The sequence below is a fragment of the Rhodoferax sp. XS2R6 genome (assembly GCF_056521365.1).
The window spans coordinates 1339074-1365266 of the sequence record NZ_JBWMAY010000001.1; the positions used below are offsets into that span (position 1 = coordinate 1339074).

General features: G+C 59.8%; 20 protein-coding genes and 2 tRNA genes. 3 read left to right on the plus strand and 19 right to left on the minus strand.

The annotated features are described in order from the left end of the window. Window positions 1–196: 196 nt before the first annotated feature. Complete coding sequence (gene priA, locus AC097A_RS06390) at window positions 197–2335, plus strand: replication restart helicase PriA (protein ID WP_479620169.1); 2139 nt, start codon at window positions 197–199, stop codon at window positions 2333–2335. Window positions 2336–2399: 64 nt separating this feature from the next. On the opposite strand, the gene AC097A_RS06395 is transcribed toward priA, so the two are convergent. Both AC097A_RS06395 and AC097A_RS06400 read right to left on the minus strand, forming a co-directional pair. Then, the gene (locus AC097A_RS06395; RefSeq protein WP_479620170.1) at window positions 2400–2750 is read right to left on the minus strand and encodes a hypothetical protein; all 351 of its coding nucleotides are present in this window, start codon (window positions 2748–2750) and stop codon (window positions 2400–2402) included. Window positions 2751–2870: 120 nt separating this feature from the next. Further along, on the minus strand, window positions 2871–3851 hold the full coding sequence (locus AC097A_RS06400) for an AEC family transporter (RefSeq protein ID WP_479620208.1): 981 nt from the start codon (window positions 3849–3851) through the stop codon (window positions 2871–2873). Window positions 3852–4013: 162 nt separating this feature from the next. Here AC097A_RS06400 and AC097A_RS06405 point away from each other — a divergent pair, with 162 nt between their 5' ends. Together AC097A_RS06405 and AC097A_RS06410 are read left to right on the plus strand one after the other, a co-directional pair. Then, window positions 4014–6149 carry an ATP-dependent helicase gene (locus AC097A_RS06405; RefSeq protein ID WP_315849450.1) on the plus strand — a complete coding sequence of 712 codons (2136 nt, stop codon included), beginning with the start codon at window positions 4014–4016 and terminating at the stop codon, window positions 6147–6149. A 101-nt stretch (window positions 6150–6250) separates the two neighbouring features. Continuing rightward, window positions 6251–7183, plus strand: coding sequence for a phospholipase A (locus AC097A_RS06410; protein ID WP_479620171.1), 933 nt, complete (start codon window positions 6251–6253; stop codon window positions 7181–7183). 24 nt (window positions 7184–7207) lie between these two features. Here the strand turns inward: AC097A_RS06410 and AC097A_RS06415 are convergent, their stop codons facing one another. The 17 genes from AC097A_RS06415 to AC097A_RS06495 all read right to left on the minus strand — a co-directional run. Continuing rightward, window positions 7208–7783 carry a hypothetical protein gene (locus AC097A_RS06415; protein WP_146097344.1) on the minus strand — a complete coding sequence of 192 codons (576 nt, stop codon included), beginning with the start codon at window positions 7781–7783 and terminating at the stop codon, window positions 7208–7210. A gap of 210 nt (window positions 7784–7993) precedes the next feature. Further along, a tRNA-Phe gene (locus tag AC097A_RS06420) sits at window positions 7994–8069 on the minus strand. A gap of 24 nt (window positions 8070–8093) precedes the next feature. Beyond that, a complete protein-coding gene (locus AC097A_RS06425) occupies window positions 8094–8765 on the minus strand; it encodes a response regulator (RefSeq protein WP_105261483.1) in 672 nt (223 codons plus the stop codon). Window positions 8766–8800: 35 nt separating this feature from the next. Continuing rightward, window positions 8801–11074: a sensor histidine kinase gene (locus AC097A_RS06430; protein ID WP_105261484.1), complete on the minus strand. Its 2274-nt coding sequence runs from the start codon at window positions 11072–11074 to the stop codon at window positions 8801–8803. Further along, on the minus strand, window positions 11071–11709 hold the full coding sequence (locus AC097A_RS06435; RefSeq protein ID WP_479620172.1) for a DUF4390 domain-containing protein: 639 nt from the start codon (window positions 11707–11709) through the stop codon (window positions 11071–11073). Before AC097A_RS06435 ends, AC097A_RS06430 begins: the two co-directional genes overlap by 4 nt. Further along, window positions 11660–12985 carry a 16S rRNA (cytosine(967)-C(5))-methyltransferase RsmB gene (gene rsmB / locus AC097A_RS06440; protein WP_479620173.1) on the minus strand — a complete coding sequence of 442 codons (1326 nt, stop codon included), beginning with the start codon at window positions 12983–12985 and terminating at the stop codon, window positions 11660–11662. Before rsmB ends, AC097A_RS06435 begins: the two co-directional genes overlap by 50 nt. A 3-nt stretch (window positions 12986–12988) precedes the next feature. Beyond that, the gene (locus tag AC097A_RS06445; protein WP_479620174.1) at window positions 12989–13528 is read right to left on the minus strand and encodes a hypothetical protein; all 540 of its coding nucleotides are present in this window, start codon (window positions 13526–13528) and stop codon (window positions 12989–12991) included. A gap of 77 nt (window positions 13529–13605) precedes the next feature. Continuing rightward, window positions 13606–17832, minus strand: coding sequence for a DNA-directed RNA polymerase subunit beta' (gene rpoC / locus AC097A_RS06450; protein WP_479620175.1), 4227 nt, complete (start codon window positions 17830–17832; stop codon window positions 13606–13608). A gap of 19 nt (window positions 17833–17851) precedes the next feature. Beyond that, a complete protein-coding gene (rpoB, locus tag AC097A_RS06455) occupies window positions 17852–21964 on the minus strand; it encodes a DNA-directed RNA polymerase subunit beta (protein WP_479620176.1) in 4113 nt (1370 codons plus the stop codon). 275 nt (window positions 21965–22239) lie between these two features. After that, window positions 22240–22614, minus strand: a complete 375-nt coding sequence (rplL, locus tag AC097A_RS06460) for a 50S ribosomal protein L7/L12 (protein ID WP_105261490.1) — start codon at window positions 22612–22614, stop codon at window positions 22240–22242. Window positions 22615–22656: 42 nt separating this feature from the next. Then, a complete protein-coding gene (gene rplJ / locus AC097A_RS06465) occupies window positions 22657–23184 on the minus strand; it encodes a 50S ribosomal protein L10 (protein WP_105261491.1) in 528 nt (175 codons plus the stop codon). 231 nt (window positions 23185–23415) lie between these two features. Further along, window positions 23416–24111: a 50S ribosomal protein L1 gene (gene rplA / locus AC097A_RS06470; RefSeq protein ID WP_105261492.1), complete on the minus strand. Its 696-nt coding sequence runs from the start codon at window positions 24109–24111 to the stop codon at window positions 23416–23418. Beyond that, complete coding sequence (rplK, locus tag AC097A_RS06475) at window positions 24112–24543, minus strand: 50S ribosomal protein L11 (protein WP_057674553.1); 432 nt, start codon at window positions 24541–24543, stop codon at window positions 24112–24114. 138 nt (window positions 24544–24681) lie between these two features. After that, the gene (nusG, locus tag AC097A_RS06480) at window positions 24682–25272 is read right to left on the minus strand and encodes a transcription termination/antitermination protein NusG (RefSeq protein WP_479620177.1); all 591 of its coding nucleotides are present in this window, start codon (window positions 25270–25272) and stop codon (window positions 24682–24684) included. Next, a complete protein-coding gene (gene secE / locus AC097A_RS06485) occupies window positions 25272–25655 on the minus strand; it encodes a preprotein translocase subunit SecE (protein ID WP_105261494.1) in 384 nt (127 codons plus the stop codon). The genes nusG and secE overlap by 1 nt, the downstream gene beginning before the upstream one ends. Before the next feature lie 98 nt (window positions 25656–25753). Next, window positions 25754–25829, minus strand: a tRNA-Trp gene (locus AC097A_RS06490). 9 nt (window positions 25830–25838) lie between these two features. After that, window positions 25839–26193, minus strand: a 355-nt coding sequence (locus AC097A_RS06495) for an EF-Tu C-terminal domain-related protein (RefSeq protein ID WP_479620178.1), incomplete at its 5' end; no start/stop codon positions are given.

A 26193-nucleotide genomic window follows, 5' to 3' on the forward strand; every position in this document is an offset into this window, starting at 1 on the left:
AAGCAAACCCTTGATTTACAAGGCTTCGGCCCCTGCGGGGCATAGATATCAACAAAGTTATCCACAGAAAACGTGAACGAACTGTAAAGTACTTTGAAATCAACCACTTAGGCTTTATTTCGCCAGTTCACATCAATAAATTACCCCAAGTGCCACGTCACCTCCCTTCCGCTGCTTTCGGCCCGGTGCCCACCCCATGAGCTGCTGGCTGCCCGTGCTGGTGAACACGCCCGCGCATGCCGCGCTGGGGCCGGTGCTGACCTACCAAAGTGAGCAGCCGCTCCCGGCCGGCACGCTGGTGCGTGTGCCCCTGGGCAACCGCGAAACCCTGGGCGTGGTGTGGAACAGCGGCGGGGCCGAGGCCACCGGCGAGTTCGACCCGAGCAAGGTGCGCGCGATTGCAGGCGCGCTAGAGGGCATTGCGCCGCTTTCGGCCCAGTGGCAACAACTGCTTACATTCACGGCCAGCTATTACCAGCGTTCGGCCGGCGAAGTGGCACTGGCCGCCCTGCCGCCGCAGCTGCGGGAGCTGAGCCCCGAGCAGATGGCGCGCCGCCTCAAGCGCAAGAAACCGGTGGAAGGCGCGACCGGCGCCGTGCTGGCCGCCCCGGTGCTGACGCCCGAGCAGGCCACGGTCATCAGCCAGATCGACGGCCACCCCGGGCCCTTCCTGCTGTTTGGCGCCACCGGCAGCGGCAAAACCGAGGTGTATTTGCACTGCGTGCACAAGCTGCTGGCGGCCGACCCGGATGCCCAGGCACTGGTCATGGTGCCCGAAATCAACCTCACGCCCCAGCTGGAAGAACGTTTCAAGGCGCGTTTTGCGCCGCTGTATGGCGAACACGCCGTGGTCAGCCTGCACAGCGGCATGACGAACCCGCAGCGGCTCAAGAGCTGGCTGGCCGCCCATGGCGGCGCGGCGCGTATTGTGCTGGGCACGCGCATGGCGGTGTTTGCCAGCTTGCCCAAGTTGCGCCTCATCGTGGTGGACGAGGAGCACGACCCCAGCTACAAAAGCAGCGAGGGTGCACGTTACTCCGCACGCGACCTGGCCGTGTACCGCGGCAAGCTCGAAGGCGCCCAGGTCATCCTCGGCTCGGCCACACCGTCGCTGGAGAGCTGGCACCACAGCCGCCCTTCTGAGGACGGCGGGCGCTACCTGCGCCTGCACATGCCCAGCCGCGTGGGCGAAGCCAGCAAGCTGCCGCTGGTGCGCCGGGTGGACATGAACCACCAGCCGCGCAAGGCGGTGTTTTCGCTGCCGCTGATCGACGCCATCAAGGAACGTGTGGCGCGCGGCGAGCAGTGCATGGTGTTTTTGAACCGGCGTGGTTACGCCCCGGTGCTGGCCTGCGACGACTGCGGCTGGAAAAGTGAATGCCCGCACTGCAGTGCCTTCCGCGTCTTCCACAAGATCGACCGCACGCTGCGCTGCCACCACTGCGGCTTTACCGAACGGGTGCCGCGCGCCTGCCCGGACTGCGGCAATGTGGACATTGCGCCCCTGGGCCGCGGCACCGAGCAGCTGGAGGAACACCTGGCCGAGCTGCTGGTGGACGTGCGGCGCGCCGGCTCGGTCACGCCACAAAACCCCAGGGGTGAGCACCTGCGCATTGCCCGCATCGACGCCGACTCCACCCGCCTGAAAGGCGCACTCGAAGAACAACTGGCCGCCGTGCACGCGGGCGATGTGGATGTGCTGGTGGGCACGCAGATGATTGCCAAGGGCCACGACTTCCGCCGCATCACGCTGGTGGCGGCGGTGAACCCCGACAACGCGCTGTTCAGCAGCGACTTCCGCGCGCCTGAACGCCTATTCAGCCTGCTCATGCAGGCGGCAGGCCGCGCCGGGCGCGATGCGTCGCTGGGTGCGCAGAGCGAGGTGTGGATACAGACCTTCCAGCCCACCCACCCGCTGTACGCCGCGCTCAAGCGCCACGACTACCCGGCTTTTGCCGAGCAACAGCTCAAAGAACGCGAACCGGCCGCCATGCCGCCCTTCAGCGCCCAGGCCCTGGTACGCGCCGACGCCAAAACGCAGGAAGCTGCGCAAGCGTTTTTGAACGCCGCAAGAACCTTCGCGCAAACCGAGATGCTGGAATGGGACGGCTGGGCCCCGCTGCTGGACCAGATCACCCTGTACCCCGCCGTGCCCATGACCATTCAGCGCATCGCCAATGTGGAACGCGCCCAGATGCTCATCGAGAGCCCCTCACGCGCAGCGCTGCAGCAGTTTCTGAACGGCTGGCAAAACGTGCTGCACGCCACGCGCAGCCAGCCCGAATGCAAAGGCCTGATCCGGTGGGCGATTGATGTGGACCCGCTGGCGATTTAGAGTCTTTTAGGGCTCTAGCCCTCGTGGAATATGCGCAAGCAGCTACTGTTTGTATAGCAAACTGCTAACGCCCGTCCGCACCTGGCCCGTAGGGCAAGGCCTGCTCATCCCGCACCTCGTGGGCTTGCACATCGACCACGTCCACCACCTCACCCGCTGGCGAAAACCCGCCACCGGTGGCGGGGCCTGTACCCCAGCCGCCGCGTTTGAACTGCTGGCGGGCTTGGTTGAAGTGCTGGAAGGTGGTCACAAACGCGGGTTTGCGGCCGGTGAGCAGGGCCTTGAGCAGCACAAACGCCAGGCTGAGCAGCGCCACACACAGCAGGCTCAGGGCAAACACGGCGGCGGCGACGATCAACAGCAGCTTGAGGGCCAGGCGGGTGATGGTGGAAACAAGATGGGAAAGTACGTCCATGCGCCTATTGTGCAGCGGCAGGCAAAGCCACCACCAAACCTGGGGGCAGCGCCATTTTTAAGCCAAATGGGCCTTCAGCCCTTGTGGAATATGCGCAAGCAGCTACCAAAACAGTAGCAATCAAATCCCCACCATCAAGGCCACAGCCCCGGAGAAGGTAAAAAATGCCGCCGCGGTGGAGACCAGGATGATACGAGCGATGCGGCCGTTGTCGGCGCCAAACCGCTCGGCCAAGAGCGACACATTGCTGGCGCTGGGCAGTGCGGCCAGCAGCACCAGCACGGTGAGGGCAAACTTGTCGATGGGCACACCCAGGCTCACGGCCGACACGCCCACCAGCAGCACCAGCAGCGGATGCAGAAACAGTTTGATGAGTGCTACGGGCACGTACTCCTGCCAGTGCACCTCGTGCGACTTGTCGTCCTTGGCCAGCATTTGGGAGCGGGCCAGCACTGCGCCAATGGTGAACAGCGCCACGGGCGAGGCTGCATCGGCCAGCAGGCCCACCGTGGCGACCACCGGCTTGGGAAACTCGATCTGCAGGGCCGACACCAGCGCGCCCAACAGAATAGACCAGGGCATGGGATTGGCCGCCACACCTTTGAGGGCGTTTTTGGCGGCCTGGGTGGCAGACACACCACCGGCGGCCGTACTCTGTCCCAGACGCGAGAGCGCAATACACAGCGAAGAGGTGAACACCATGTCCACCAAAATGGTGACGATGGCCGGGCCCGCGGCCTTGGCGCCCAAGAGTGCCACCAGCAGCGGCACGCCCATGAAACCGGTGTTGGGAAAGGCGCCCACCAGCGCGCCAAAGGCTGCATCGTTCCAGCCAATGCGACCGTGCAACGTGACGGCCACCACAAAACCCACCATAACAAGGGCGCACACCAGGTAGGTGAGCGCCACGTGCACGTCCAGCAGCTCGGTTATCGGCGTGCTGGCGCCAAAGCGGTACAGCATGCAAGGCAACGCAAAAAACAGCACAAAGCCGTTGAGCCCTGGAATGGCCGCCAGCGGCAACATACCGCGGCGGGCGGCGAGGTAGCCGCACAGCACCAGGGCAAAGAAGGGGAAGGTGACGGTCAGGATGTGCAGCACGGGCTCCATTGTGGCGGGGTTTGGGCGCCAGGCCTGCCACCGGGCTGACAAGCAAGGCACCCGGGGCACGGGTTTTGCTGACCCGTTAAGATGGCGCGCCGGCCCCATCCGAGTCCTTCCGGCCGCCTTACCCGGTACTCCTTTTCCCTTCTTGCGTTTGCCATGTCTGCCCCCTCCTCCCCCAGCGCCAACCACGGCATGAACCCCGCCCAGCAAGAGGCGGTGAATTACCTGCACGGGCCCTGCCTGGTGCTGGCCGGGGCCGGTTCGGGCAAAACGCGGGTGATCACCCACAAAATTGGCCGCCTCATGCAAATGGGCATGCCTGCCAACCGCATTGCCGCCATCACCTTCACCAACAAGGCCGCCGCCGAAATGCGCGAGCGTGCCAAAACGCTAATTGGCCGCGCCGCCAAGGACGTGCTGGTGTGCACCTTCCACGCTTTGGGCGTGCGCATGCTGCGCGAAGACGGTGCAGTGCTGGGCCTCAAGCCCCAGTTCAGCATTCTGGACAGTGACGACGTCACCAGCATCCTCAAGGATGCGGGCGGCACCGTGGACGCAGCCACCGCGCGCCAGTGGCAATGGATCATCAGTGCGTGGAAAAGCGCGGGGCTCACATCCACCGAAGCCCTGGCGCAGGCGGCGGATGACAACGAACGCATCATCGCCACGGTGATGGGGCGTTACGAAGAGCGGCTGACGGCCTACCAAAGCGTGGACTTTGACGACTTGATCAGCCTGCCCCTGAAACTGCTGCGCGACTACCCCGAGGTGCGCGAACGCTGGCAGGCCAAGCTGGGCCATGTGCTGGTGGACGAGTACCAAGACACCAACGCCACGCAATACGAGGTGCTGAAGTTGCTGGTGGGTGAGAAAGCACGCTTCACCGCGGTGGGCGACGACGACCAGTCCATCTACGGCTGGCGCGGCGCCACGCTGGACAACCTGAAAAAGCTGCCCGTGGACTTTCCCACGCTCAAGGTCATCAAGCTGGAGCAGAACTACCGCTCCACCAGCGCCATCCTGCGCGCGGCCAACAACGTGATTGGCCCCAACCCCAAGCTGTTTCCCAAGACGTTGTTCAGCGAACTGGGCGAAGGCGAGCCGGTGCGCGTGGTGGACGCCGACAACGAAGAACACGAGGCCGAACGCGCCGTGGCCCGCATCCAGAGCCTGCGCGCCGAAGGCCTGGCCGACATGCAGGGCAAGCAGTACAAGGAGTTCCGCGACTTTGCCGTGCTGTACCGCGCCAACCACCAGGCCAAGCCGTTCGAGAAGGCGCTGCGCAAAGCCGGCATCCCCTACAAGGTGTCGGGCGGGCAGAGCTTTTTTGACCGCGCCGAGATCCGCGACCTGTGCGCCTGGTTTCGCCTGTGGAGCAACAACGATGACGACCCGGCGTTTCTGCGCGCGGTGACCACGCCCAAACGCGGCATTGGCCATACCACGCTGGGCACGCTGGGCGTGTACGCCAGCCAGTACAAGCTGAGCCTATTTGAGGCGCTGTTTTCCTCGTCCCTGGCCGCGGCCCTGAGCGCCAAGGCGCTGGGCAGCCTGCACGAGTTTGGCCGCTACATCAACGACCTGGAGTTCCGCGCACGCCACACCGAAGGCGCCGAGGCCGCCACCGCCTTCATGGCCGAGTGGTTGAAGGAAATTGGCTACGAAAAACACCTGTATGACGGCGAAGAGAGCGAGAAAGTCGCCGCCGCCAAGTGGACCAACGTGCTGGAGTTTTGCGACTGGATGGCGCAGCGCTGCGGCGGGCAGATTGAAGACGCAGCCGGCGTCACCGCCCGCGAGGTCAAAAGCCTGCTGGAAGTAGCGCAAACCATCGCCCTGCTCTCCACCATCAGCGAGCGCGAGAAGGACCAGGACGTAGTCACCTTGTCCACCCTGCATGCCTCCAAGGGGCTGGAGTGGCCGCATGTGATGCTGGTGGGCGTGACCGAGGGCATGTTGCCCTTCAAACTGGGCGACGGCGCCGACACCTTGGGCGGCTCCAGCATGGCCGACGAAGCCGCCAACGACGACATGGCCACCCGCCTGCAGGAAGAGCGCCGCCTGATGTACGTGGGCATCACCCGCGCCCAGCGCAGCCTGGCCGTGAGCTGGACGCGCCGCCGCAAAAAAGGCCGCGAGATGGTGGCCGCCCTGCCCAGCCGCTTTATTGCCGAGATGGGCCTGGACCAGACCACCGTGAAAGAAGACCCGCGCGAAAAACTGCGCGCCCTGCGCGCCGAGTTTGCCGCCAAAGCCCAAGCCAACGCGGCCCAAGCCGCTGCCCAAAAATGACGCCACGCCCCCTGTTTGCTCTTGTTTTTATAGCTGCTTGCGCAGCATCTACGGGGGTCATAGCCCAGGATTTGGGGTTTCACCAAAATGGCACGGAAGCCATGGCCAGCAACCAGCCCGTGGCACAGCCTTCCCCTAGCGTGAACACCCCTGTGCCCGTGGAGGTGGTGAGCTGCAAGAACCCCGCCGCCACGCCCCTGTCGCGCTTTTGGGAGCTGGAGCCCGCGAGCGACTGCGGTACCTTTGGCATCCGCGGCTACCGGCCCATCAGCCTCTCGGTCATCGGTTCGGACAGTGTGAACACCGCCCCCAGCTCGCCTGCGGCGGGGCACACGGCCAGCTACCAGCCTTACACCACCACCGAAACCCGCATCCAGCTCTCGGTGCGTACCAAGGTGGCCCAGGGCCTGCTGACGGGGGGCGACCCGAACCGGCTGGATTCACTGTGGTTTGCCTACAGCCAGCAGTCGTACTGGCAGCTGTTCAATGCCGACCTGTCGCGCCCCTTCCGCGCCACCGACCACGAGCCTGAACTCACCTACATCTTCCCGCTGGAATCGGCCCTGCCCTCAGGCTGGCGCCTGCGCTACGGCGGCGTGAGCCTGAACCACCAGAGCAACGGCCAGAGCCTGCCGCTCTCGCGCAGCTGGAACCGGGTGATTGCCCGCGCCGGGCTGGAGCTGGGCAGCAAGGTGGCCATCAATGCCAGCCTGTGGCAACGCCTGCCCGAAGATGCCGCCAGCGACGACAACCCGGACATCGAAGACATGGTGGGCCGCGCTGAGGTGGCCGCAGCCTGGAATGTAGACCCCAGCAACACCCTGGCGCTCACGCTGCGCCATTCGCTAAAAGGCGAAGGCAATGGTTCGGTGCGCCTGGGCTGGCTGCACAAAATCGGCTCGGCCGGTAACCACAGCGACCGCAGCAGCTTGCGCTTTCACACCGAGCTGTTCAGCGGATACGGAGATTCGTTGATGGACTACAACCGCCGCCGCACGGTGCTGAGCGTGGGGCTGACGCTGCTGGACTGGTAACGCAGCAGCGTCAGGCGTCGCGGCTTAGCCGCGGTGGCCGTTGAAACCGGCGTGGAAGGAAGAGTCGGCAAACCCCAGGCCCCCGCCACCATCGGCCGGGCCAAATTCGGCATCGTGCAAGTCCGCCAGCACCATCATGGCGTCGGCGGCTTCCTGGTTGAAGCCAATACGGGCATTGCCCATGCCGTCACCGCCGTTCATGATCAGCTTGTTGATGTACACGCTGCATTCCTTGTATCCCCACAGAGTGCGGATGGTGTTGGCGATGCGATGGTGATGCAGCTCGACAATGTCCAGTGCGGCTTTCATGCGCTGGGCAGGGCTGGTTTCCTCCAGGCCCATGGGCTGGGTAGGGAGATCGAGGTCGGGGAAGGCTTCTGCAGCCTTGGCTTGGCTGCGTGCACTGGGCTCTGGCGCCAGCGGCATGGCCCGGGAAACGGGGGGCAGATCCACAAACCGCGAATCTTGCTCGGCAAGGGCACTGTCCCACAGGCCCCATGCCGTATCGGGGTCGTCCTCTTTCACCTCCAGGCCGCGCGAATCCGGCGCATCCCTGGCGGGATCTGGCGTATCACCTTTGCCCCGAAACCTGCTAAACATGAGAACCCCTCGTGTTGTCGGCTGCATGTTACTCCAGCCCGTTTTATTTTGCCAATCTGCCTAGCCATCTGCTCAACAAGGCTCGTACTGGATGCAAGCCTAACGCCGGGGCATCTTGGCAGCAAGAGCCCGTGTGGACTAAGCAATAGGGGCGGCGCTGGCGAGTAGGCAAAAAAAATGGCTTCCATTGCTGGAAGCCATTTTTAGGTTTGGTGGCCTGGGGCGGAATCGAACCACCGACACAAGGATTTTCAATCCTCTGCTCTACCGACTGAGCTACCGGGCCTGAGCCTTGAATTATAGCATTACTTTAAGGGCCATTTCGTTTGCCACGGGTCAGATCCACACCCAATTGTTTGAGCTTGCGGTACAGGTGGGTTCGCTCCAGCCCGGTTTTCTCGGCTACACGCGTCATGGAGCCATTTTCCTTGGCCAGATGGTACTCAAAGTAGGCCTTCTCAAACTCGTCGCGTGCCTCACGCAGAGGTTTGTCCAGCATGAAGCGTTGCTCGGACACCGGGCCCGCATCCACCGTGGCCACGATAACAGCGGTGGGTGCGGCCAGCGGTTCTGCGCTTGGCAAACTGGCCATGGGCAGCGGCGTGGGCTTGCGCAGGTTGTTGCGCGCCAGTCCTTGCTCTACCGCTTTGAGCAGCTTTTGCAGGGTGACGGGTTTTTCCAGAAACGCCAGCGCACCGATCTTGGTAGCCTCTACGGCGGTATCAATGGTGGCGTGGCCACTCATCATGATGACGGGCATGGTCAAGGCACCGGTGGACGACCACTCCTTGAGCAAGGTGACACCGTCCGTATCTGGCATCCAGATGTCTAGCAGAACCAGGTCTGGTCGCTCGCGTAGGCGCGCTGCACGGGCTTGCGCCGCGTTCTCGGCAAGTTCGACGGTATGGCCTTCGTCATTGAGAATTTCCCACAGCAGGTCCCGAATGCCGTGCTCGTCGTCTACTACCAGTATGTTTGCCATTGTTAGCGCAGTCCCTTTGATGCCCTTGTCCGCACTCAACCTTGTGCGCTGTGATCTACGGCCAATGATAACGACACTTGCGCCCCAGTCACTTTGCCTTCCGCTGTGCGGTTGGTAATGTCAACACGGGTGCCGTGTTCATCGGCAATTTTTTTGACGACCGCCAGCCCCAGGCCCGTGCCCTTGGCCTTGGTCGTGACATAGGGTTCAAACGCACGCTTGAGGATGTGTTCAGGAAACCCGGTGCCCTGGTCTTGCACCGAGAGGCGCACACGGTCTGCCTCTGCCAGGTACTGGGTGCGGATCGTGACGCGACCCGCTTCGGGCAAGGCGGCAGACTCGGTGGCATCTTGCGCGTTCTGCACCAGGTTGTGGATCACCTGGCGCAGCTGCTGTGCATCACCGCGCACCGGGGGGCAGGTTTCATCCAAATCGGCCAGCAAGACCACCTTGCTGGCATCGGATTCGTAAAGCTGCAGAACGTCATGCACCAGTGCATTCAGATCTACTGGCTTGAGTTCTGCAGACGGCAGGCGCGCATAGTCACGGAATTCGTTGACCAGGCGTTTCATGGCATCGACCTGGTCGACAATAGTTTTGACCGACTTGGTGAGGATGGCGAGTTCGGTCCCCTCCAACTTGCTGGCCAGTTTCATCTCCATGCGCTCGGCAGAGAGTTGAATGGGAGTTAACGGGTTCTTGATTTCGTGGGCCAGGCGGCGTGCCACTTCGCCCCAGGCCTGGGCCCGTTGTGCGGACACGATTTCGGAAATATCGTCGAACACCAGCAGGCGCTGAGCGCCGGGCAACTCTGCACCACGCGCCACCAGGGTTACGGCACGCTCAAAAGGACTTTGGACCGCGGCGCTGCCCCCCAACTCAAAGGACTGTTGCCAGTGGTCCAATCCATGCTCGGTACGACTGCTCAGGTATTGCACAAACTGGTTCTGCACCGCATCGCCAAAGCTTTGCAAGCCCGGCACATCGGCCAGGCGCTGCGCTTCATATGCCGCCAACGGCAACTGCAGGATGCGGGTGGCACCGGGGTTGGAGGAAACGATGACACCATCAGGCGCCAGCACCACCACCCCCGAGGTGAGATTGTCCAGAATTGTCTGCAAATTTGCGCGGGCGGCGTCCACCTGGGACATGCTGGCTTCCACCGACAGGCGCGCATCTGCCAGCTGTTGGGTCATGGAAGCAAAAGCACGGGTAAGCCCTCCCAGTTCATCACGCCCTTGCATGGCTAGTTTGGGGGTCAAGTCGCCAGCCGCCACCTGGCTTACGCCCTCGGTCAGCAGCAGCAAAGGCCTGGCAATCTGGTTGCCCAGCACCACCGCCAGCAGCACGGCGCCAAACACGGCCAGAAAAAGGCTGAGGGTGAGCGTGCCGATGTACATACGCTTGAGCCCCTCACGGCCCAGGGCGCGTTCCTGGTATTCGCGGTTGGCTGCCTCCACCGCCATGGCGTTGGCCACCAAGCCAGCAGGCAGGGTTCGGGATACCAGCATGTAGCGGGTTTCTGCCGACAGCCCCAACACCGAACTCGACACCGGCACAAGCGCCTTGATCTGCGCATTGGCCAGTGCACCGGGCACCGCATCTTCCAACCCCTCCACCCAGGCCAGCGCGCGTTCTTGCCGTGCTGTGCGGAACTGGCTGGAGCTGGGCTTGTCGGGGCTAAGCTGGAAACGCGACTGGCCCACGCTGGAAACCAGCTTGCCAGACCCCGTCCAGACCGTGATGTCGGTAGCGCCCAACTGGTCCAGCAGGCGCTCGGCCACCTCACCGGTTGCGGCGTCACTGGTCTCAACCAGCTGGCTGGAGGCCGCACGCGATTTGGTAGCCAGGTCGTTGGACAATGTTTCCAATGTCACGCGGCCCAAACTCAGGCCCGCCTCTAACGCGCCTTCGACTTTCACGTCAAACCAAGTCTCAATGGAGCGGGACACGAACTGGTAAGACACTACATAAATCAACAAACCCGGCATCACCCCAACCAGCGCAAAAATGGTGGCCAGCTTGACCAGCAAGCGGCTGCCAAAACGCCCTTGTCGCAAGCGCGCCATGAGCCGATAACCCACCCAGGCAATCGCCACACCCAACACAGCGGCCACCACAACGTTCACAACAAACAAACGTGCGTAGTTTTGTTCGTAGAGTTCGCGGTTGTTGGTGGCTTGGGTCAGCAGGTACAGCAGTAACAGGCCGATCAGCACCATGGCAGCAGCACCTAGTGCGACCGTTCGCCGGACCGCACGCGAGGTCTGGGGCCTGGGATTGGCCACCAGAGTCTCTGCAGGTTTCATTTCGCGACCTCTGGTGCCAAGAGCTCAGACCGTGTCACAAAAACATCCCACTCTGATTGCCCAATGGCGCCAATCTGAAACGGCCTGGGTAGCTGTCCCAAATCCAGACGAAAGCGAAACTCGAAGCGGTACCGCAAGGCGGGATCCAATTCACTGGTCCCGGCGACACGCCAGCGTGAAATGCGTTTAATGGTGGCCAGGGCTTGCTGAAGGGTGTCAAAACTCTGGTTCAGGGCAAGCCCTTGCCCCGTTACATTGGCTGCGCCAGAGCTGATGTTGAGGCGCCAGCGGCGTGTGAGTGGCTGAAAGGCCAGGCGGAACTGGCGTGTGGACAATGCCACCGTCTTGTCGTACCAGTACCACCGCTCGCGCAGGAGCTCGGTTTCTGCCACGAACACCATGGGAATGCCTTTGAGCAAGGCCTCTTCAACGGTGTTGGACAACTCAAACTGCAGCTGGGCCGTGAGGCTCAACTCATCGCTGCCACGCTCCAGCTCAAAAGCAGACAGTTCGACGGCACTTTGCGCCTTGGCAAGCAGACAAAATCCCAACAGACAGACGGCCATGAGCCAACGCATTGCCCGTTCAAGCAGCACGCTTCTCGAAAAGAGCATAGAAAAAGCCGTCGTGGTCACCCAAAGGATTGTCAGCGACAACCCCTTGTGCGGCGCTGCTACGAGGCAGCAAATGCCCCGGCGACGGTAGCAAATGGGCATCAGTGTTGTTTGCAAGAAACGCTTGGACTTGCTCATCGCCTTCGGCGCGGAAGAGGGAGCAAGTGCAAAACAACAGGCGCCCGCCGGGCAACACGAGTGGCCACAAGGCCTGCAAGAGATGGCGTTGTGTGGCCGCCAGTTGCGCCACATCACTCTCGCGGCGCAACCAGCGAATATCGGGGTGGCGCCGCACAATGCCCGACGCTGTACACGGCGCGTCCAGCAGCACCAAGTCAAATGGGCGACCATCCCACCAGGTTTTGACTTCGCCAGCGTCCGCCACAATCACGGTCGGACTGAGACCCAGACGCTGGACATTGCTGCCGATACGCTGTGCCCGGCGTGCGTCCACCTCCAGAGCCACGACCTCAGCATCGGTAAGCTCCAGCAAATGCCCCGTTTTCCCCCCGGGCGCAGCACAGGCATCGAGAATACGGAAGGGGCCTGGGGGCACATACCCCCCGACTAACAAGGGCGCAGCCACCTGGGCCGCCGCGTCTTGCACAGACACCCAGCCGTCGGCAAAACCCGGAATCATCTGCACGGGCGCGGGCCGGAGAAGTTCAATGGTGTTGGCGGAGCAATGCTGGCCGTCCAGACCCGCGCCTTGTAACAAAGGCAAGTAGTCGGCTGGCAGGATACGCCGCGGGTTCACTCGCAAGGTCATGGGGGCGTGGCGGTTGGCAGCTTTCAGAATGTGCTCCCAATCCTGCGGGTGGTCTTTCTGCACACGGGCGATCCACCACCGCGGATGATTCCAGACCGCCACCGGATCAGTGTCCGTCACCGCCAACAACGATTCACGCTCGCGCAAAAAACGCCGCAGGCACGCATTGACAAAATTGGCCTGTGCTTTAGTTGCGGGCTGCCGCTTCGCCGCTTCCACAGCTTGGTTCACAAGCGTGAAGGCATCGTAGGCGCTATCTTCGGTGTTCCAGGCCAAGGCCAGCGCAGAGCACAACAAGGCATCGACCATGGGTGGCGGCGCCTTGCGAACCAACTGCGCGCGCAGGGCCTGGGCACGCCCCCAATGCCGCCAAACATGGAAACACAAAGCTTGCACGCCACCGCGCAGTGCACCATCCACCGAGTCCAGCGCGGAGGTGCCTGAAGTCCCAGACACCACGGCTTGGCTTACGCGCGCCACTTGCTGGAGTTGCTGCCACAGGGGCGGGGCTTTGGAAGGGTTGTTCATAAATCAAAATGGCCCAGCCGGATGAAAACCCATCAGAGCGGCGACCCAGCGGGCCGGGTATTGTTGAATCGCCTCGTTGTAGCGGGCGACAATTTGGTTATAGCCACCACTGGCACTTTGCACCTTGAGGCTGGCAGCACTCCATGCCTCTTGCATTTCTGGCGGCATGACGGGGCCTGCCAAATCCGTGGGCCCTTCGGAAGCGTCCAACCAAGCAGCATGCATGGCGGCCCATGCGGCAGACAAGGACTGGATGGCGTCTGGCTGCAGGGGCATGGAACGGGGCTGCTCCAACCATTGCTCCAAACGGCATGCCGCCGCATGCAAACCGACCCACGGTGCCCCCACCGGGGCATGCCCATCACTACCACCAGGGGCCGCTACGTACTGCTTGACCAACACCACACAGGCGCTGGCATGTTTCTCCACCACCCCGAGCACTTCGAGGCTACGCGCCCGCAAGCGCATCAGGCGGTTGTACAGACCTACGCCCCAAAACAGCAGGACGGCCAGAACCAGCCAAAGCAGCAAAGACAAATCCATCGTGGTTCTCCCAAGAAAAATGCCCCAAGCTGCATGACACATGCTTGGGGCATTGGCACTAACGCAGAACCAGCGGATTATTCGGCCGCAGAGCCCTCGTTGGCTTCCAGTTCACCAGTGGCGTCCGCACCACCTGCCAATTCGGCAGCTTCGGCTTCCGCAATGGCGCGACGCTCGGCATCGTCCATGGTCTCGCGCACCTTGCGAGCTTCGTGATAAGCCAGGCCCGTACCCGCGGGAATCAAACGACCCACGATGACGTTTTCCTTCAGACCACGCAATTCGTCGCGCTTGCCCATGATGGCGGCTTCGGTCAGCACTCGGGTGGTTTCCTGGAAGGAAGCCGCACTGATGAAGCTGTCGGTGGACAGCGATGCTTTGGTAATACCCAGCAGCAGGTTGGTGTAGACCGCGGGGATCTTGCCAGCTGCACGCAAGGCATCATTGGTATTGAGCATTTCCGAGCGCTCGACCTGTTCACCGTTGATGTAACCGGAGTCACCCGTGGCTTCCACCACCACACGGCGCAGCATCTGGCGAACAATCACTTCAATGTGCTTGTCGTTGATCTTCACGCCCTGCAAGCGGTACACGTCCTGCACTTCGTCCACAATGTAGCGGGCCAGCTCTTCGGAGCCCAACAGGCGCAAGATATCTTGTGGGTCGGCTGGGCCGTCCACAACACTTTCGCCCTTGTTGACCACTTGGCCTTCGTGCACCAAGATGTTCTTTTCCTTGGGTACCAACTCTTCCCAGACCTTGCCTTCTGGATCGGTGATCTGCAAGCGGACCTTGCCCTTGGTTTCCTTACCAAAAGACACGGTACCGGTCACTTCCGCTAGAACGCCCTTGTCCTTGGGAGAACGGGCTTCGAACAACTCGGCCACACGCGGCAGACCGCCGGTAATGTCGCGGGTCTTCTGGCCTTCGATAGGAATGCGCGCCAGCACTTCGCCGGGGCCCACGTCCTGTCCGTCACGCACCTGCACCAGAGCGCCCACCGGGAAGCCAATAGTCACCGAGTGATCGGTACCAGGGATCTTCACTTCGTGGCCGGAGGCGTCAATCAGTTTGACCTGAGGACGCACCACCTTGGCAGCACCGCGACGCTTGGGATCGATCACCACCAGGGTGGACAGACCGGTCACTTCATCCACCTGCTTTGCCACGGTCAAACCTTCTTCGACGTTCTCGAAGTGGGCCTTACCAGCAAACTCGGTAATGATGGGGCGAGTCAACGGATCCCAGTTGGCCAAGATCGCGCCAGCCTTGATGGTCTGGTCGGCCTTGACGGTCAACACAGCACCGTACGGCACCTTGTGGCGCTCGCGCTCACGTCCGTGCTCGTCGTGGATCACGATTTCGCCAGAACGGGCAATCACCACCAGCTCTTTCTTGCTGTTGGTCACATAACGCATGGTGGCATTGAAGCCAATCACGCCGTTGGACTTGGCTTCCACGCTGGAGGCAATAGCTGCGCGAGAGGCCGCACCACCGATGTGGAAGGTACGCATGGTCAGCTGGGTACCGGGTTCACCGATGGACTGGGCAGCAATCACGCCGACAGCTTCGCCGCCGTTGATCAAACCACCACGACCCAAATCGCGTCCGTAACACTTGGCGCAAATACCAAAGCGGGTTTCGCAGGTCAGTGCCGTACGCACCTTGACTTCGTCCACACCGGCGGCTTCGAGTTCTTCGATCAGGTCTTCGTCCAGCATGGCGCCAGCAGGTGCCAGAACTGCACGATTCTCGGGGTGCAACACATCATCAGCCGCAGTGCGACCCAAGATGCGGTCGCGCAACGATTCGATGGTCTCGCCGCCTTCGACGATGGCGCGCATCAGGTAGCCGTTGTGGGTTCCGCAATCCTGTTCGGTCACCACCAAGTCTTGGGTTACGTCCACCAGACGGCGGGTCAAGTAGCCAGAGTTGGCTGTCTTCAGCGCCGTATCGGCCAGACCCTTACGGGCACCGTGGGTGGAGATAAAGTACTCCAACACGTTCAGACCTTCGCGGAAGTTCGCGGTAATGGGTGTCTCGATGATGGAGCCATCAGGCTTGGCCATCAGACCCCGCATACCAGCCACCTGGCGAATCTGCGCAGCGGAACCACGCGCACCGGAGTCGGCCATCATGTAGATGGAGTTGAACGACTCTTGCTGCACTTGATTGCCATGGCGGTCTGCGACCATTTCCTTGGACAGCTTGGCCATCATGACCTTGGACACTTCGTCGCCCGACTTGCCCCAGATGTCCACCACCTTGTTGTAGCGCTCACCAGAAGTCACCAGACCGGACACGTACTGCTGCTCGATCTCCTTCACTTCCTTCTGGGCACGAGCAATGATGTCGTGCTTTTCTTGTGGCACCAGCATGTCATCAATACAGATGGAAATACCGGCTTTGGTCGCCAGACGGAAGCCGCTTTGCAGCAGCTTGTCGGCAAACACCACGGTCTCTTTCAGTCCGCACTTGCGGAAAGACACGTTGATCAGCTTGGAAATTTCCTTCTTCTTCAACGCCTTGTTGATGTTGGCGAAAGGCAGTCCCTTGGGCAAGATTTCGGACAAGAGTGCACGACCAGCTGTGGTTTCCCAGAGCTTGGTTTCAGGCACAAACTCGCCGGTTTCCTTGTTCTTGGTCCACTCCGTCAAACGCACGTTGATACGCGCGTTCAGCTCAACCTCACCCGCGTCAAAAGCGCGCTGCACTTCACCCGTGTCGGCAAAAATCAAGCCTTCGCCCTTGCCGTTGATACGGTCGCGGGTGGTGTAGTACAGACCCAGCACCACGTCTTGCGAAGGAACGATGGAGGGCTCTCCGTTGGCGGGGAACAACACGTTGTTCGAGGCCAGCATCAGCGTGCGGGCTTCCATTTGTGCTTCCACCGACAACGGTACGTGAACAGCCATCTGGTCACCGTCGAAGTCGGCGTTAAACGCCGCGCAAACGAGCGGATGCAACTGAATGGCCTTGCCTTCGATCAGGATGGGTTCGAACGCCTGGATACCCAAACGGTGCAGCGTAGGCGCACGGTTCAGCATCACGGGGTGCTCTTTGATGACCTCTTCCAGAATGTCCCAAACCACGGGTGTACCGGATTCGACTTCCTTCTTGGCCGCCTTGATGGTGGTCGCAATGCCCATGGCTTCCAGGCGCGCGAAGATGAAAGGCTTGAACAGTTCCAAGGCCATCAGCTTGGGCAGACCGCACTGATGCAGCTTGAGCGTTGGGCCCACGGTAATCACGGAACGACCGGAATAATCGACGCGCTTGCCCAGCAAGTTCTGGCGGAAACGACCGGATTTACCCTTGATCATGTCGGCCAAAGACTTCAGCGCACGCTTGTTGGCGCCCGTCATGGCCTTGCCGCGGCGGCCGTTGTCCAGCAAACTGTCCACGGCTTCTTGCAACATGCGCTTTTCATTGCGCGCAATGATTTCCGGCGCTTTGAGTTCCAGCAAACGACGCAGACGGCTGTTGCGGTTGATGACACGGCGGTACAGGTCGTTCAGGTCGGAAGTCGCAAAACGACCACCATCCAGCGGCACCAGCGGACGCAGGTCCGGTGGCAACACGGGCAGCACATCCAGCACCATCCACTCGGGCTTGATGCCGGACTTCTTGAACGCTTCCAGAACCTTCAAACGCTTGGCGTTTTTCTTGATCTTGAGCTCAGAACCGGTCAGGTCGTTGCGCAGCTTCTCGATCGAGCCTTCAATGTCGATGCTTTGCAGCAGATCCTTGATACCTTCGGCGCCCATCTTGGCCTGGAATTCGTCACCGAACTCCTTGAACTTGGCGTCAAAGTCGTCTTCGGACATGATGCTGAACTTCTTCAGCGGAGTCATGCCGGGATCGGTGACGACATATGCTTCAAAGTACAACACGCGTTCGATGTCACGCAGTGTCATGTCCAGCACCAGGCCCAAACGGCTGGGCAGGGACTTCAGGAACCAGATGTGGGCGCAAGGTGCGGCCAGATCGATGTGACCCATACGTTCGCGGCGAACTTTGGTCTGTGTGACTTCAACGCCGCACTTCTCGCAGATCACCCCGCGGTGCTTCAGGCGTTTGTACTTGCCGCACAAGCATTCATAGTCCTTGATGGGACCGAAAATCTTGGCGCAAAACAGGCCGTCGCGCTCGGGTTTGAACGTGCGGTAGTTGATGGTTTCTGGTTTTTTCACTTCACCAAAAGACCACGAACGGATCTTCTCTGGCGAAGCCATGCCAATCTTGATGGCATCGAAGTGCTCATCGGGCGTGAACTGCTTGAACAGGTCGAGTAAAGATTTCATGTGACTCTTTCCCTTTCAATTAAGAACGTTCGAGTTCAATGTCGATGCCCAAGGAACGGATTTCCTTGACCAACACGTTGAACGATTCCGGCATGCCGGCTTCAATGGAGTGTTCACCCTTGACGATGTTCTCGTACACCTTGGTACGACCTTGCACGTCATCGGACTTGACCGTCAACATTTCCTGCAGCACGTAGGATGCGCCATACGCTTCCAGCGCCCACACTTCCATTTCACCGAAGCGCTGGCCACCGAACTGGGCTTTACCGCCCAGAGGTTGCTGGGTCACCAAGCTGTACGGGCCGGTCGAGCGGGCGTGCATCTTGTCGTCCACCAAGTGGTGCAGCTTCAGGTAGTGCATATAGCCCACCGTCGTGGTGCGCTCAAAGGCGTCACCGCTGCGGCCGTCGTACAACTGTGCTTGTGTGCGTGTTGCAGTCAGGCCTTTGGCCTTGGCCACGTCATCCGGATAGGCCAGTTGCAGCATGTCGCCGATTTCCTTCTCGGTAGCGCCGTCGAACACCGGGGAGGCAAAGGGCACACCACTGGTGAGCTCTTTCGCCATTTCCTGTACTTCAGCGTCAGACAGCTGGGCCAAATCTTCCTTGCGACCCGTGCTGTTGTAGACCTGCTCCAGGAAACCGCGGATTTCGGTAGCTGCGGCTTCACGTTGCAACATGTCGCCAATGCGTTGGCCCAGGCCCTTACCGGCCCAGCCCAAGTGCACTTCCAGAACCTGACCGATGTTCATACGCGAAGGAACGCCCAAGGGGTTCAACACGATGTCGACAGGCGTGCCGTCTGCCAAGTAAGGCATGTCTTCCACGGGCGTGATCTTGGAAACCACACCCTTGTTACCGTGGCGGCCGGCCATCTTGTCGCCAGGCTGCAGGCGGCGCTTGACCGCGATGTACACCTTGACCATCTTCAACACGCCTGCGGGCAGTTCGTCGCCTTGCGTCAATTTCTTGCGCTTTTCTTCAAACGCGAGGTCGAAGCTGTGGCGGGTCTGCTCCAGCGAGTTCTTGATGCTTTCCAGTTGGCTTGCCACTTCTTCGTCGGCAGGACGGATGTCAAACCAGTGGAATTTCTCGACGGAAGCCAGGTAGGCCTTGTCCAGCTTGGTGCCCTTGGTCAGCTTCTGGGGGCCTCCATTGGCAACCTTGCCGGTCAACAGCTTCTCGATACGGTCAAACGCATCGGCTTCCACAATACGCAACTGGTCGTTCAAATCGAGACGGAAGCGCTTCAGCTCGTCGTCAATGATCTGTTGTGCCCGGCGATCACGCGTGATGCCTTCACGTGTGAAGACCTGCACGTCGATCACGGTGCCGGAGCTGCCCTGGTCCACACGCAAAGACGTGTCCTTCACGTCACTGGCCTTTTCGCCGAAGATGGCGCGCAGCAGCTTTTCTTCTGGTGTGAGCGTGGTTTCACCCTTGGGTGTGACCTTGCCCACCAGCGTGTCGCCCGGCAGAACCTCGGCACCCACGTAGATGATGCCGGACTCGTCCAGACGGTTCAGCTGCTGTTCACTCAGGTTGGGGATATCGCGGGTAATTTCTTCCGCACCCAACTTGGTGTCACGGGCCATCACCACGAGTTCTTCGATGTGGATCGAGGTGTAGCGGTCTTCGGCCACAACACGCTCGCTGATCAAAATCGAGTCTTCGAAGTTGTAGCCGTTCCATGGCATGAAAGCCACCAGCATGTTCTGACCGATGGCGATTTCGCCCAGATCCGTAGATGCACCGTCGGCAATCACATCACCCTTGGACAGCTTGTCGCCCTTCTTGACGATGGGACGCTGGTGAATGTTGGTGTTCTGGTTGGAACGCTGGTATTTGATGAGGTTGTAGATGTCCACACCCACTTCACCAGCTTGTGCTTCGGCGTCGTTGACGCGGATCACGACACGGGTGGCGTCCACATAGTCGACGATACCGCCACGGGTGGCCGTAACCACGGTGCCGGAGTCCACCGCAGCAACGCGCTCAATACCAGTGCCCACCATGGGCTTCTCGGGACGCAGCACAGGCACAGCCTGGCGCGACATGTTGGCACCCATCAAGGCTCGGTTCGCATCATCGTGCTCGAGGAAGGGCACCAACGATGCCGCCACCGACACGATCTGCGCCGGCGACACGTCCATGTACTGCACACGGTCCGCACTCACCAAGATGGATTCGCCTTTTTCACGGGCAGACACCAAATCACCTGTCAAAGTACCTTCTTTGTCCAAAGCCGCATTGGCCTGGGCGATCACGTACTTGCCTTCTTCGATGGCAGACAGGTAGTCGATGTCGTTGGTCACCTTGCTGTCGACCACACGGCGGTACGGTGTCTCGATGAAACCGTATTCGTTCAGGCGAGCGTACAAAGCCAGCGAGTTGATCAGACCGATGTTTGGACCTTCAGGCGTTTCAATAGGGCAGACGCGACCGTAATGGGTCACGTGCACGTCACGCACTTCAAAGCCAGCACGTTCACGGGTCAAACCACCTGGGCCAAGGGCCGATACACGGCGCTTGTGGGTGATTTCAGCCAGCGGGTTGGTCTGGTCCATGAACTGGGACAGCTGCGATGCACCGAAGAACTCTTTCAACGCAGCCGAAATCGGCTTGCTGTTGATCAGGTCATGCGGCATCAAAGGCTCTTGCTCGGCCTGACCCAGACGTTCCTTCACAGCCTTTTCGATACGTGCCAGGCCGGTGCGGTACTGGTTCTCGGCCAACTCACCCACGCAACGCACGCGGCGGTTACCCAAGTGGTCAATATCGTCAACATCACCACGGCCATTGCGCAGATCCACCAAGATTTTGACCACAGCCAGGATGTCTTCGTTGGTCAGCACCATGGGACCGGTCGATTCCGAGCGGCCCATCTTGGCGTTGAACTTCATACGGCCCACGCGCGACAGATCGTAGGTGTCGGGGTTGTAGAACAGGCGCTGGAACAGAGCCTGCACTGCGTCCTCTGTCGGTGGCTCGCCGGGACGCATCATGCGGTAGATGGCTACGCGTGCCGCAAATTCGTCCACGGTTTCATCCGTGCGCAGGGTTTGCGAGATGTACGCCCCTTGATCCAGCTCGTTGGTGTAGATGCACGCCAAATCCTGGATGCCAGCCGTACGCAACTTCTTCAGCAGTGCTTCGGTCAGCTCTTCGTTGGCCTTGGCCACGATTTCACCGGTGTCACCATCGACCACATTGCGGGCCACGACGCGGCCAACCAGGAAGTCTTCGGGCACGCTGATGTGGGTGGTACCAGACTGCTCCAGTTCACGGGTATGGCGTGCTGTCACGCGCTTGTCTTTGGCCACCACCACTTTGCCAGACTTGTCGGTGATGTCAAAACGGGCGACTTCACCACGCAGACGCTCGGCCACAAATTCCATTTGTGCGCCGCTGTCCATCAGGCGGAAGTTGTCATTGACGAAGAAGTTCGCGAGGATGGATTCGTTGTTCAGGCCGATGGCCTTGAGCAAAATCGTGACCGGCATCTTGCGGCGGCGGTCCACTCGGAAGTACAGCAGGTCTTTGGGGTCGAATTCGAAATCGAGCCAGGAGCCACGGTACGGAATGATGCGTGCGGAGAACAACAGCTTGCCCGAGCTGTGGGTCTTGCCCTTGTCGTGTTCAAAGAACACGCCAGGCGAACGGTGCAACTGGGACACGATCACGCGTTCCGTACCGTTGATGATGAAGGAACCCTTGCCCGTCATCAAAGGCACTTCGCCCATGTAGACCTCTTGCTCCTTGACTTCCTTGACCACCTTGTTTTGACCGGTCGAGGACTCACGGTCGTAAATGATCAGTTGCACCTTGGCACGCACGGCCGAGGCAAAGGTCAAACCGCGGGTTTGGCATTCGCGCACATCGAACGCTGGCTTGGCAAGGTTGTACTCCAGGTACTTCATCTCCACAAAACCGTTGTGGGAGACGATAGGGAAGGCAGCTTCGAACGCAGCTTGCAGGCCTTCAGCGGTGCGTTTTTTGGGGGCTACGTCCGCTTGCAAAAACGCCGTGTAGGCGTCTTTTTGCATTTGCAGCAAGTAGGGAATCTCGAGCACGCTATCGCGATTACCGAAGTTTTTGCGAATTCGCTTGCGTTCTGTGTATGTGTAAGCCATTAGATCTCCGGGCAAAGGCTGAGGAATCCTGGGGGTCCTAGGCGACTGTCGCGTTGAGCACCACTCTCAACAGGCTTGGCGATTGGCCACTACCAATCACTGGCGGACGGTTGTGCATTGCACACAACCCGTACCAAGGCATCTTCTGCAGTCGGATCAGAAGACACTCAAAAATGGTCCTAGGACCGCTTTTGAGTGTGCACTAATTTCAATGCTCACAAGCAGCAAAGGCTGGAGGCCCTTGTGGGGACCTCCAGCCCTGGCAAAACAGTCGATTACTTGAGTTCGACTTTAGCGCCAGCTTCTTCCAGCTTCTTCTTAGCAGCTTCAGCGTCAGCCTTGGAAGCGCCTTCCTTAACAGCCTTGGGAGCACCGTCCACCAGATCCTTGGCTTCTTTCAAGCCCAGGCCAGTGATTTCACGCACGGCCTTGATCACGGACACTTTGTTAGCGCCAGCTTCAGTCAACACCACGTTGAATTCGGTCTTCTCTTCAGCAGCAGCAGCGGCACCACCACCAGCAGCAGCGGGAGCAGCCATAGCAGCTGCGCTCACACCAAATTTCTCTTCGATGGCTTTCACCAGGTCGTTGAGTTCCATGACCGTCATGCTATCCAGCGCGGTCAAAAATGCGTCTTTATCGAATGCCATTTTGATTTCCTAACAATATTGGTTACTACGGGCAGCGCGCAATTAAGCGGCCACTGCCTCTGCGGGAGCAGCTTCTGCTGCACCTGCGCCACGCTGTTCCGCCAGTGCGGACAGCACACGGGCCGTACGCGAAATGGGGGACTGCATCAAGCCCAACAACTGAGCCAACAACACTTCCTTGGAAGGGATGCTTGCCAATTGCTTCACGCCGTTCACGTCCAGAGCCTTGCCACCGTACGCACCAGCACGGATCACCAACTTGTCGTTGGTTTTCGCGAACTCGGCCACCACTTTCGCGGCGGCAACTGCGTCTTCGGAAAAGCTATAGATCAGAGGACCGGTCATCTGGCCGGACACAACGTCGAACTGGCTACCAGCCACAGCACGGCGGGCCAAGGTGTTTTTCAACACACTCAGGCTCACACCAGCGCTGCGCGCGGTATTGCGCAGTTTGGTCATGTCAGCGACCGTGATGCCGCGGTATTCCGCGATCACGAGCGTTTGAGCTTTAGCGGCGAGGCCAGTCACATCACTGATGACTGCTTCTTTCTCACTGCGATTAAGACTCAAGGTCTACTCCTTTAAATGCCCCTTGCAATTTGCATCGCGTAGGGCTCCACATTGCAGCGACCAACTGTTAACAGAACTCTCATTCCATCTGCAGCGGGATCGCCATCTGCGTTGGCTTCACTATTAAGTGCAGTTGCCTGCACACCAACGGTCTTGGATGGCCTGCCAGTACTTTTCAGATCTGGCAGCCCACCACATCGGACGTCTCTTGCGAGACATCCAAATTTGCAATTACGCCGAGATGGTTTGCAGGTCCACGCGGACACCCACACCCATGGTCGACGAAACAGCGACTTTGCGCAAATACAAACCCTTGCTGGAAGCAGGCTTGGCTTTGTTCAGTGCATCCACCAGAGCTGCCAAGTTGCCTTGCAACTGAGCGGACTCAAACGAACGGCGACCGATGGTGCTGTGCACGATACCGGCTTTGTCCACACGGAATTGCACTTGACCAGCCTTGGCGTTTTTCACTGCGGTCGCGACGTCAGGCGTCACAGTGCCAACCTTCGGGTTAGGCATCAAACCACGTGGTCCCAGAATCTGGCCCAACGTACCCACGATACGCATGGCATCAGGGGCTGCGATCACGATGTCAAAGGGCATGTCACCAGCCTTGACCATGGCAGCCAGATCATCCATGCCAACAATGTCAGCACCGGCGGCTTTGGCTTCTTCAGCCTTGGCGCCTTGGGCGAACACGGCCACACGTTTGGTCTTGCCGGTACCGTTAGGCAACACGACGGCGCCGCGCACCACTTGGTCCGACTTCTTGGCATCAATGCCAAGTTGCACGGCCACGTCGATGGATTCATCGAACTTGGCGTTGGCGAATTCTTTAACCAGGCCCAGCGCATCGGTCAGTGCGTACAGCTTGTTGCTGTCGATTTTGCCAACTTGGGTTTTTTGCTTTTTAGTGAGCTTAGACATTTACACGCCCTCCACATTCACGCCCATCGAGCGAGCAGAACCAGCAATGGTACGAACAGCTGCATCCAGATCGGCGGCAGTCATGTCTTTCATCTTGGTCTTGGCGATTTCTTCGAGCTGAGCACGGGTGATCTTGCCAACCTTGTCCTTCAGGGGATTGGAAGAACCTTTGTCCAGCTTGATTGCCTTCTTGATCAGCACGGTGGCTGGAGGCGTCTTGATCACAAACGTGAAGCTCTTGTCGGCAAATGCCGTGATCACCACGGGCAAAGGCAGACCTGGCTCAACACCTTGGGTCTGCGCATTAAATGCCTTGCAGAACTCCATGATGTTCAAACCACGTTGACCCAAAGCAGGGCCGATGGGGGGGGATGGGTTGGCCTTACCGGCTGGCACTTGCAGCTTGATAAAACCGACGATTTTTTTCGCCATGATTTCTCCTTACGGGTGATAACGCCTTGGTGCTGAACAACTCAGCCCTCGGCTCCCCGGGGTTAACGACTCTTCAAATCCATTCGCGCCGAGTCGGAAAACGCAAATGCAAAACCGGCCATCGCTGGCCGACAAACCTTAGGTTTTCTCGATCTGAGAAAACTCCAATTCAACCGGTGTGGAGCGGCCAAAAATGGTGACCGAAACCCGCACCTTGCTCTTTTCGTAGTTGACATCTTCCACCGAGCCATTGAAATCGGTGAACGGGCCCTCCTTGACGCGCACAAATTCGCCCACCACAAATTCGATTTTGTGACGTGGCTTCTCAGTGCCTTCTTGCATCTGGTTCACGATCTTCATCACCTCGGCTTCCGAGATGGGAGCAGGGCGGTTTTTAGCACCACCCACAAAACCGGTCACTTTGTTGGTGTGCTTCACCAAATGCCAGCTTTCGTCGTCCATGACCATCTCCACCAGTACATAACCGGGGAAAAATTTACGCTCGGTGGTCTTCTTTTGTCCGTTTTTGACTTCAACCACTTCTTCCATGGGAACAAGGATGCGGCCAAACTTGTTTTGCATGCCGACGCGGTTGATACGCTCGATGATATTGCGCTCCACGGCCTTCTCCATACCGGAGTAGGCGTGCACAACATACCAGCGCAAGTCAGGGTTCACAGGCACGGGCGCAGGCTGCTCTGCAGCGGAAATCACCACATCATCAGTCATTATTTTCTCCACCCCAGGATCAGATCGTAAAAAAGCCACTCAAGCGTCTTGTCTGTCAGCCACAAAAACAAAGCCATGACAAGAACAAAACCGAAAACATACGCAGTGATCTGAATTGCTTCTTTGCGAGCAGGCCACACCACCTTGCGCACTTCACGCCAGGCATCCTTGCCAAAGGCGATGAGTTGGCGTCCGGACTCCGATGCAAAAAAGGCTACAGCAGCCAAGCCCAAGCCCAGCAGCAACACGGCCCACTGGACCAGTGCACCCTGCTTGCCCAACAAATAGAAGGCTGCCAAGGCGCCCAACACCAACAGCGCAGCCGCAGCCAGTTTGGCTTTGTCTGCGCCGGTGTTGACAGTTTGAACTTGTGTCGTGGCCATAGTCTTTATTCGCGTCTCACTTGTACTAAATTTTCAGCATCCTCAAGACACTGAAGCCCGCTACACCGTAGCGGGCTTGCTTGCCACCTATTCCCAGGTGGCAGGGGCAGTAGGAATCGAACCTACAACCTTCGGTTTTGGAGACCGACGCTCTGCCAATTGAGCTATACCCCTAGATTTTCCTTACGCGATGATTTTCGCGACCACGCCAGCGCCGACGGTACGGCCACCTTCGCGGATAGCGAAGCGCAGACCTTCTTCCATGGCGATGGGGTTGATCAGCTTCACAGTGATCGACACGTTGTCACCAGGCATGACCATTTCCTTGCCTTCTGGCAACTCGATCGCACCGGTCACGTCCGTGGTACGGAAGTAGAACTGGGGGCGGTAGTTGTTGAAGAAAGGTGTGTGGCGGCCGCCCTCGTCCTTGGACAAGACATAGATCTCGCCAGTGAAGTGGGTGTGGGGCTTGATGGAGCCGGGCTTGCACAGCACTTGGCCGCGCTGCACGTCTTCACGCTTGGTGCCGCGCAACAGG

Coding starts and splice junctions, on each gene's coding strand:
- rplK (WP_057674553.1), bottom strand. CDS start 24,543: ATGGCGAAAAAAATCGTCGGTTTTATCAAGCTGCAAGTGCCAGCCGGT.
- AC097A_RS06410 (WP_479620171.1), top strand. CDS start 6,251: ATGGCCAGCAACCAGCCCGTGGCACAGCCTTCCCCTAGCGTGAACACC.
- AC097A_RS06430 (WP_105261484.1), bottom strand. CDS start 11,074: ATGAAACCTGCAGAGACTCTGGTGGCCAATCCCAGGCCCCAGACCTCG.
- AC097A_RS06395 (WP_479620170.1), bottom strand. CDS start 2,750: ATGGACGTACTTTCCCATCTTGTTTCCACCATCACCCGCCTGGCCCTC.
- AC097A_RS06425 (WP_105261483.1), bottom strand. CDS start 8,765: ATGGCAAACATACTGGTAGTAGACGACGAGCACGGCATTCGGGACCTG.
- priA (WP_479620169.1), top strand. CDS start 197: ATGAGCTGCTGGCTGCCCGTGCTGGTGAACACGCCCGCGCATGCCGCG.
- rpoC (WP_479620175.1), bottom strand. CDS start 17,832: ATGAAATCTTTACTCGACCTGTTCAAGCAGTTCACGCCCGATGAGCAC.
- rplL (WP_105261490.1), bottom strand. CDS start 22,614: ATGGCATTCGATAAAGACGCATTTTTGACCGCGCTGGATAGCATGACG.
- secE (WP_105261494.1), bottom strand. CDS start 25,655: ATGGCCACGACACAAGTTCAAACTGTCAACACCGGCGCAGACAAAGCC.
- AC097A_RS06405 (WP_315849450.1), top strand. CDS start 4,014: ATGTCTGCCCCCTCCTCCCCCAGCGCCAACCACGGCATGAACCCCGCC.
- rpoB (WP_479620176.1), bottom strand. CDS start 21,964: ATGGCTTACACATACACAGAACGCAAGCGAATTCGCAAAAACTTCGGT.
- AC097A_RS06445 (WP_479620174.1), bottom strand. CDS start 13,528: ATGGATTTGTCTTTGCTGCTTTGGCTGGTTCTGGCCGTCCTGCTGTTT.
- rplA (WP_105261492.1), bottom strand. CDS start 24,111: ATGTCTAAGCTCACTAAAAAGCAAAAAACCCAAGTTGGCAAAATCGAC.
- rsmB (WP_479620173.1), bottom strand. CDS start 12,985: ATGAACAACCCTTCCAAAGCCCCGCCCCTGTGGCAGCAACTCCAGCAA.
- nusG (WP_479620177.1), bottom strand. CDS start 25,272: ATGACTGATGATGTGGTGATTTCCGCTGCAGAGCAGCCTGCGCCCGTG.
- AC097A_RS06415 (WP_146097344.1), bottom strand. CDS start 7,783: ATGTTTAGCAGGTTTCGGGGCAAAGGTGATACGCCAGATCCCGCCAGG.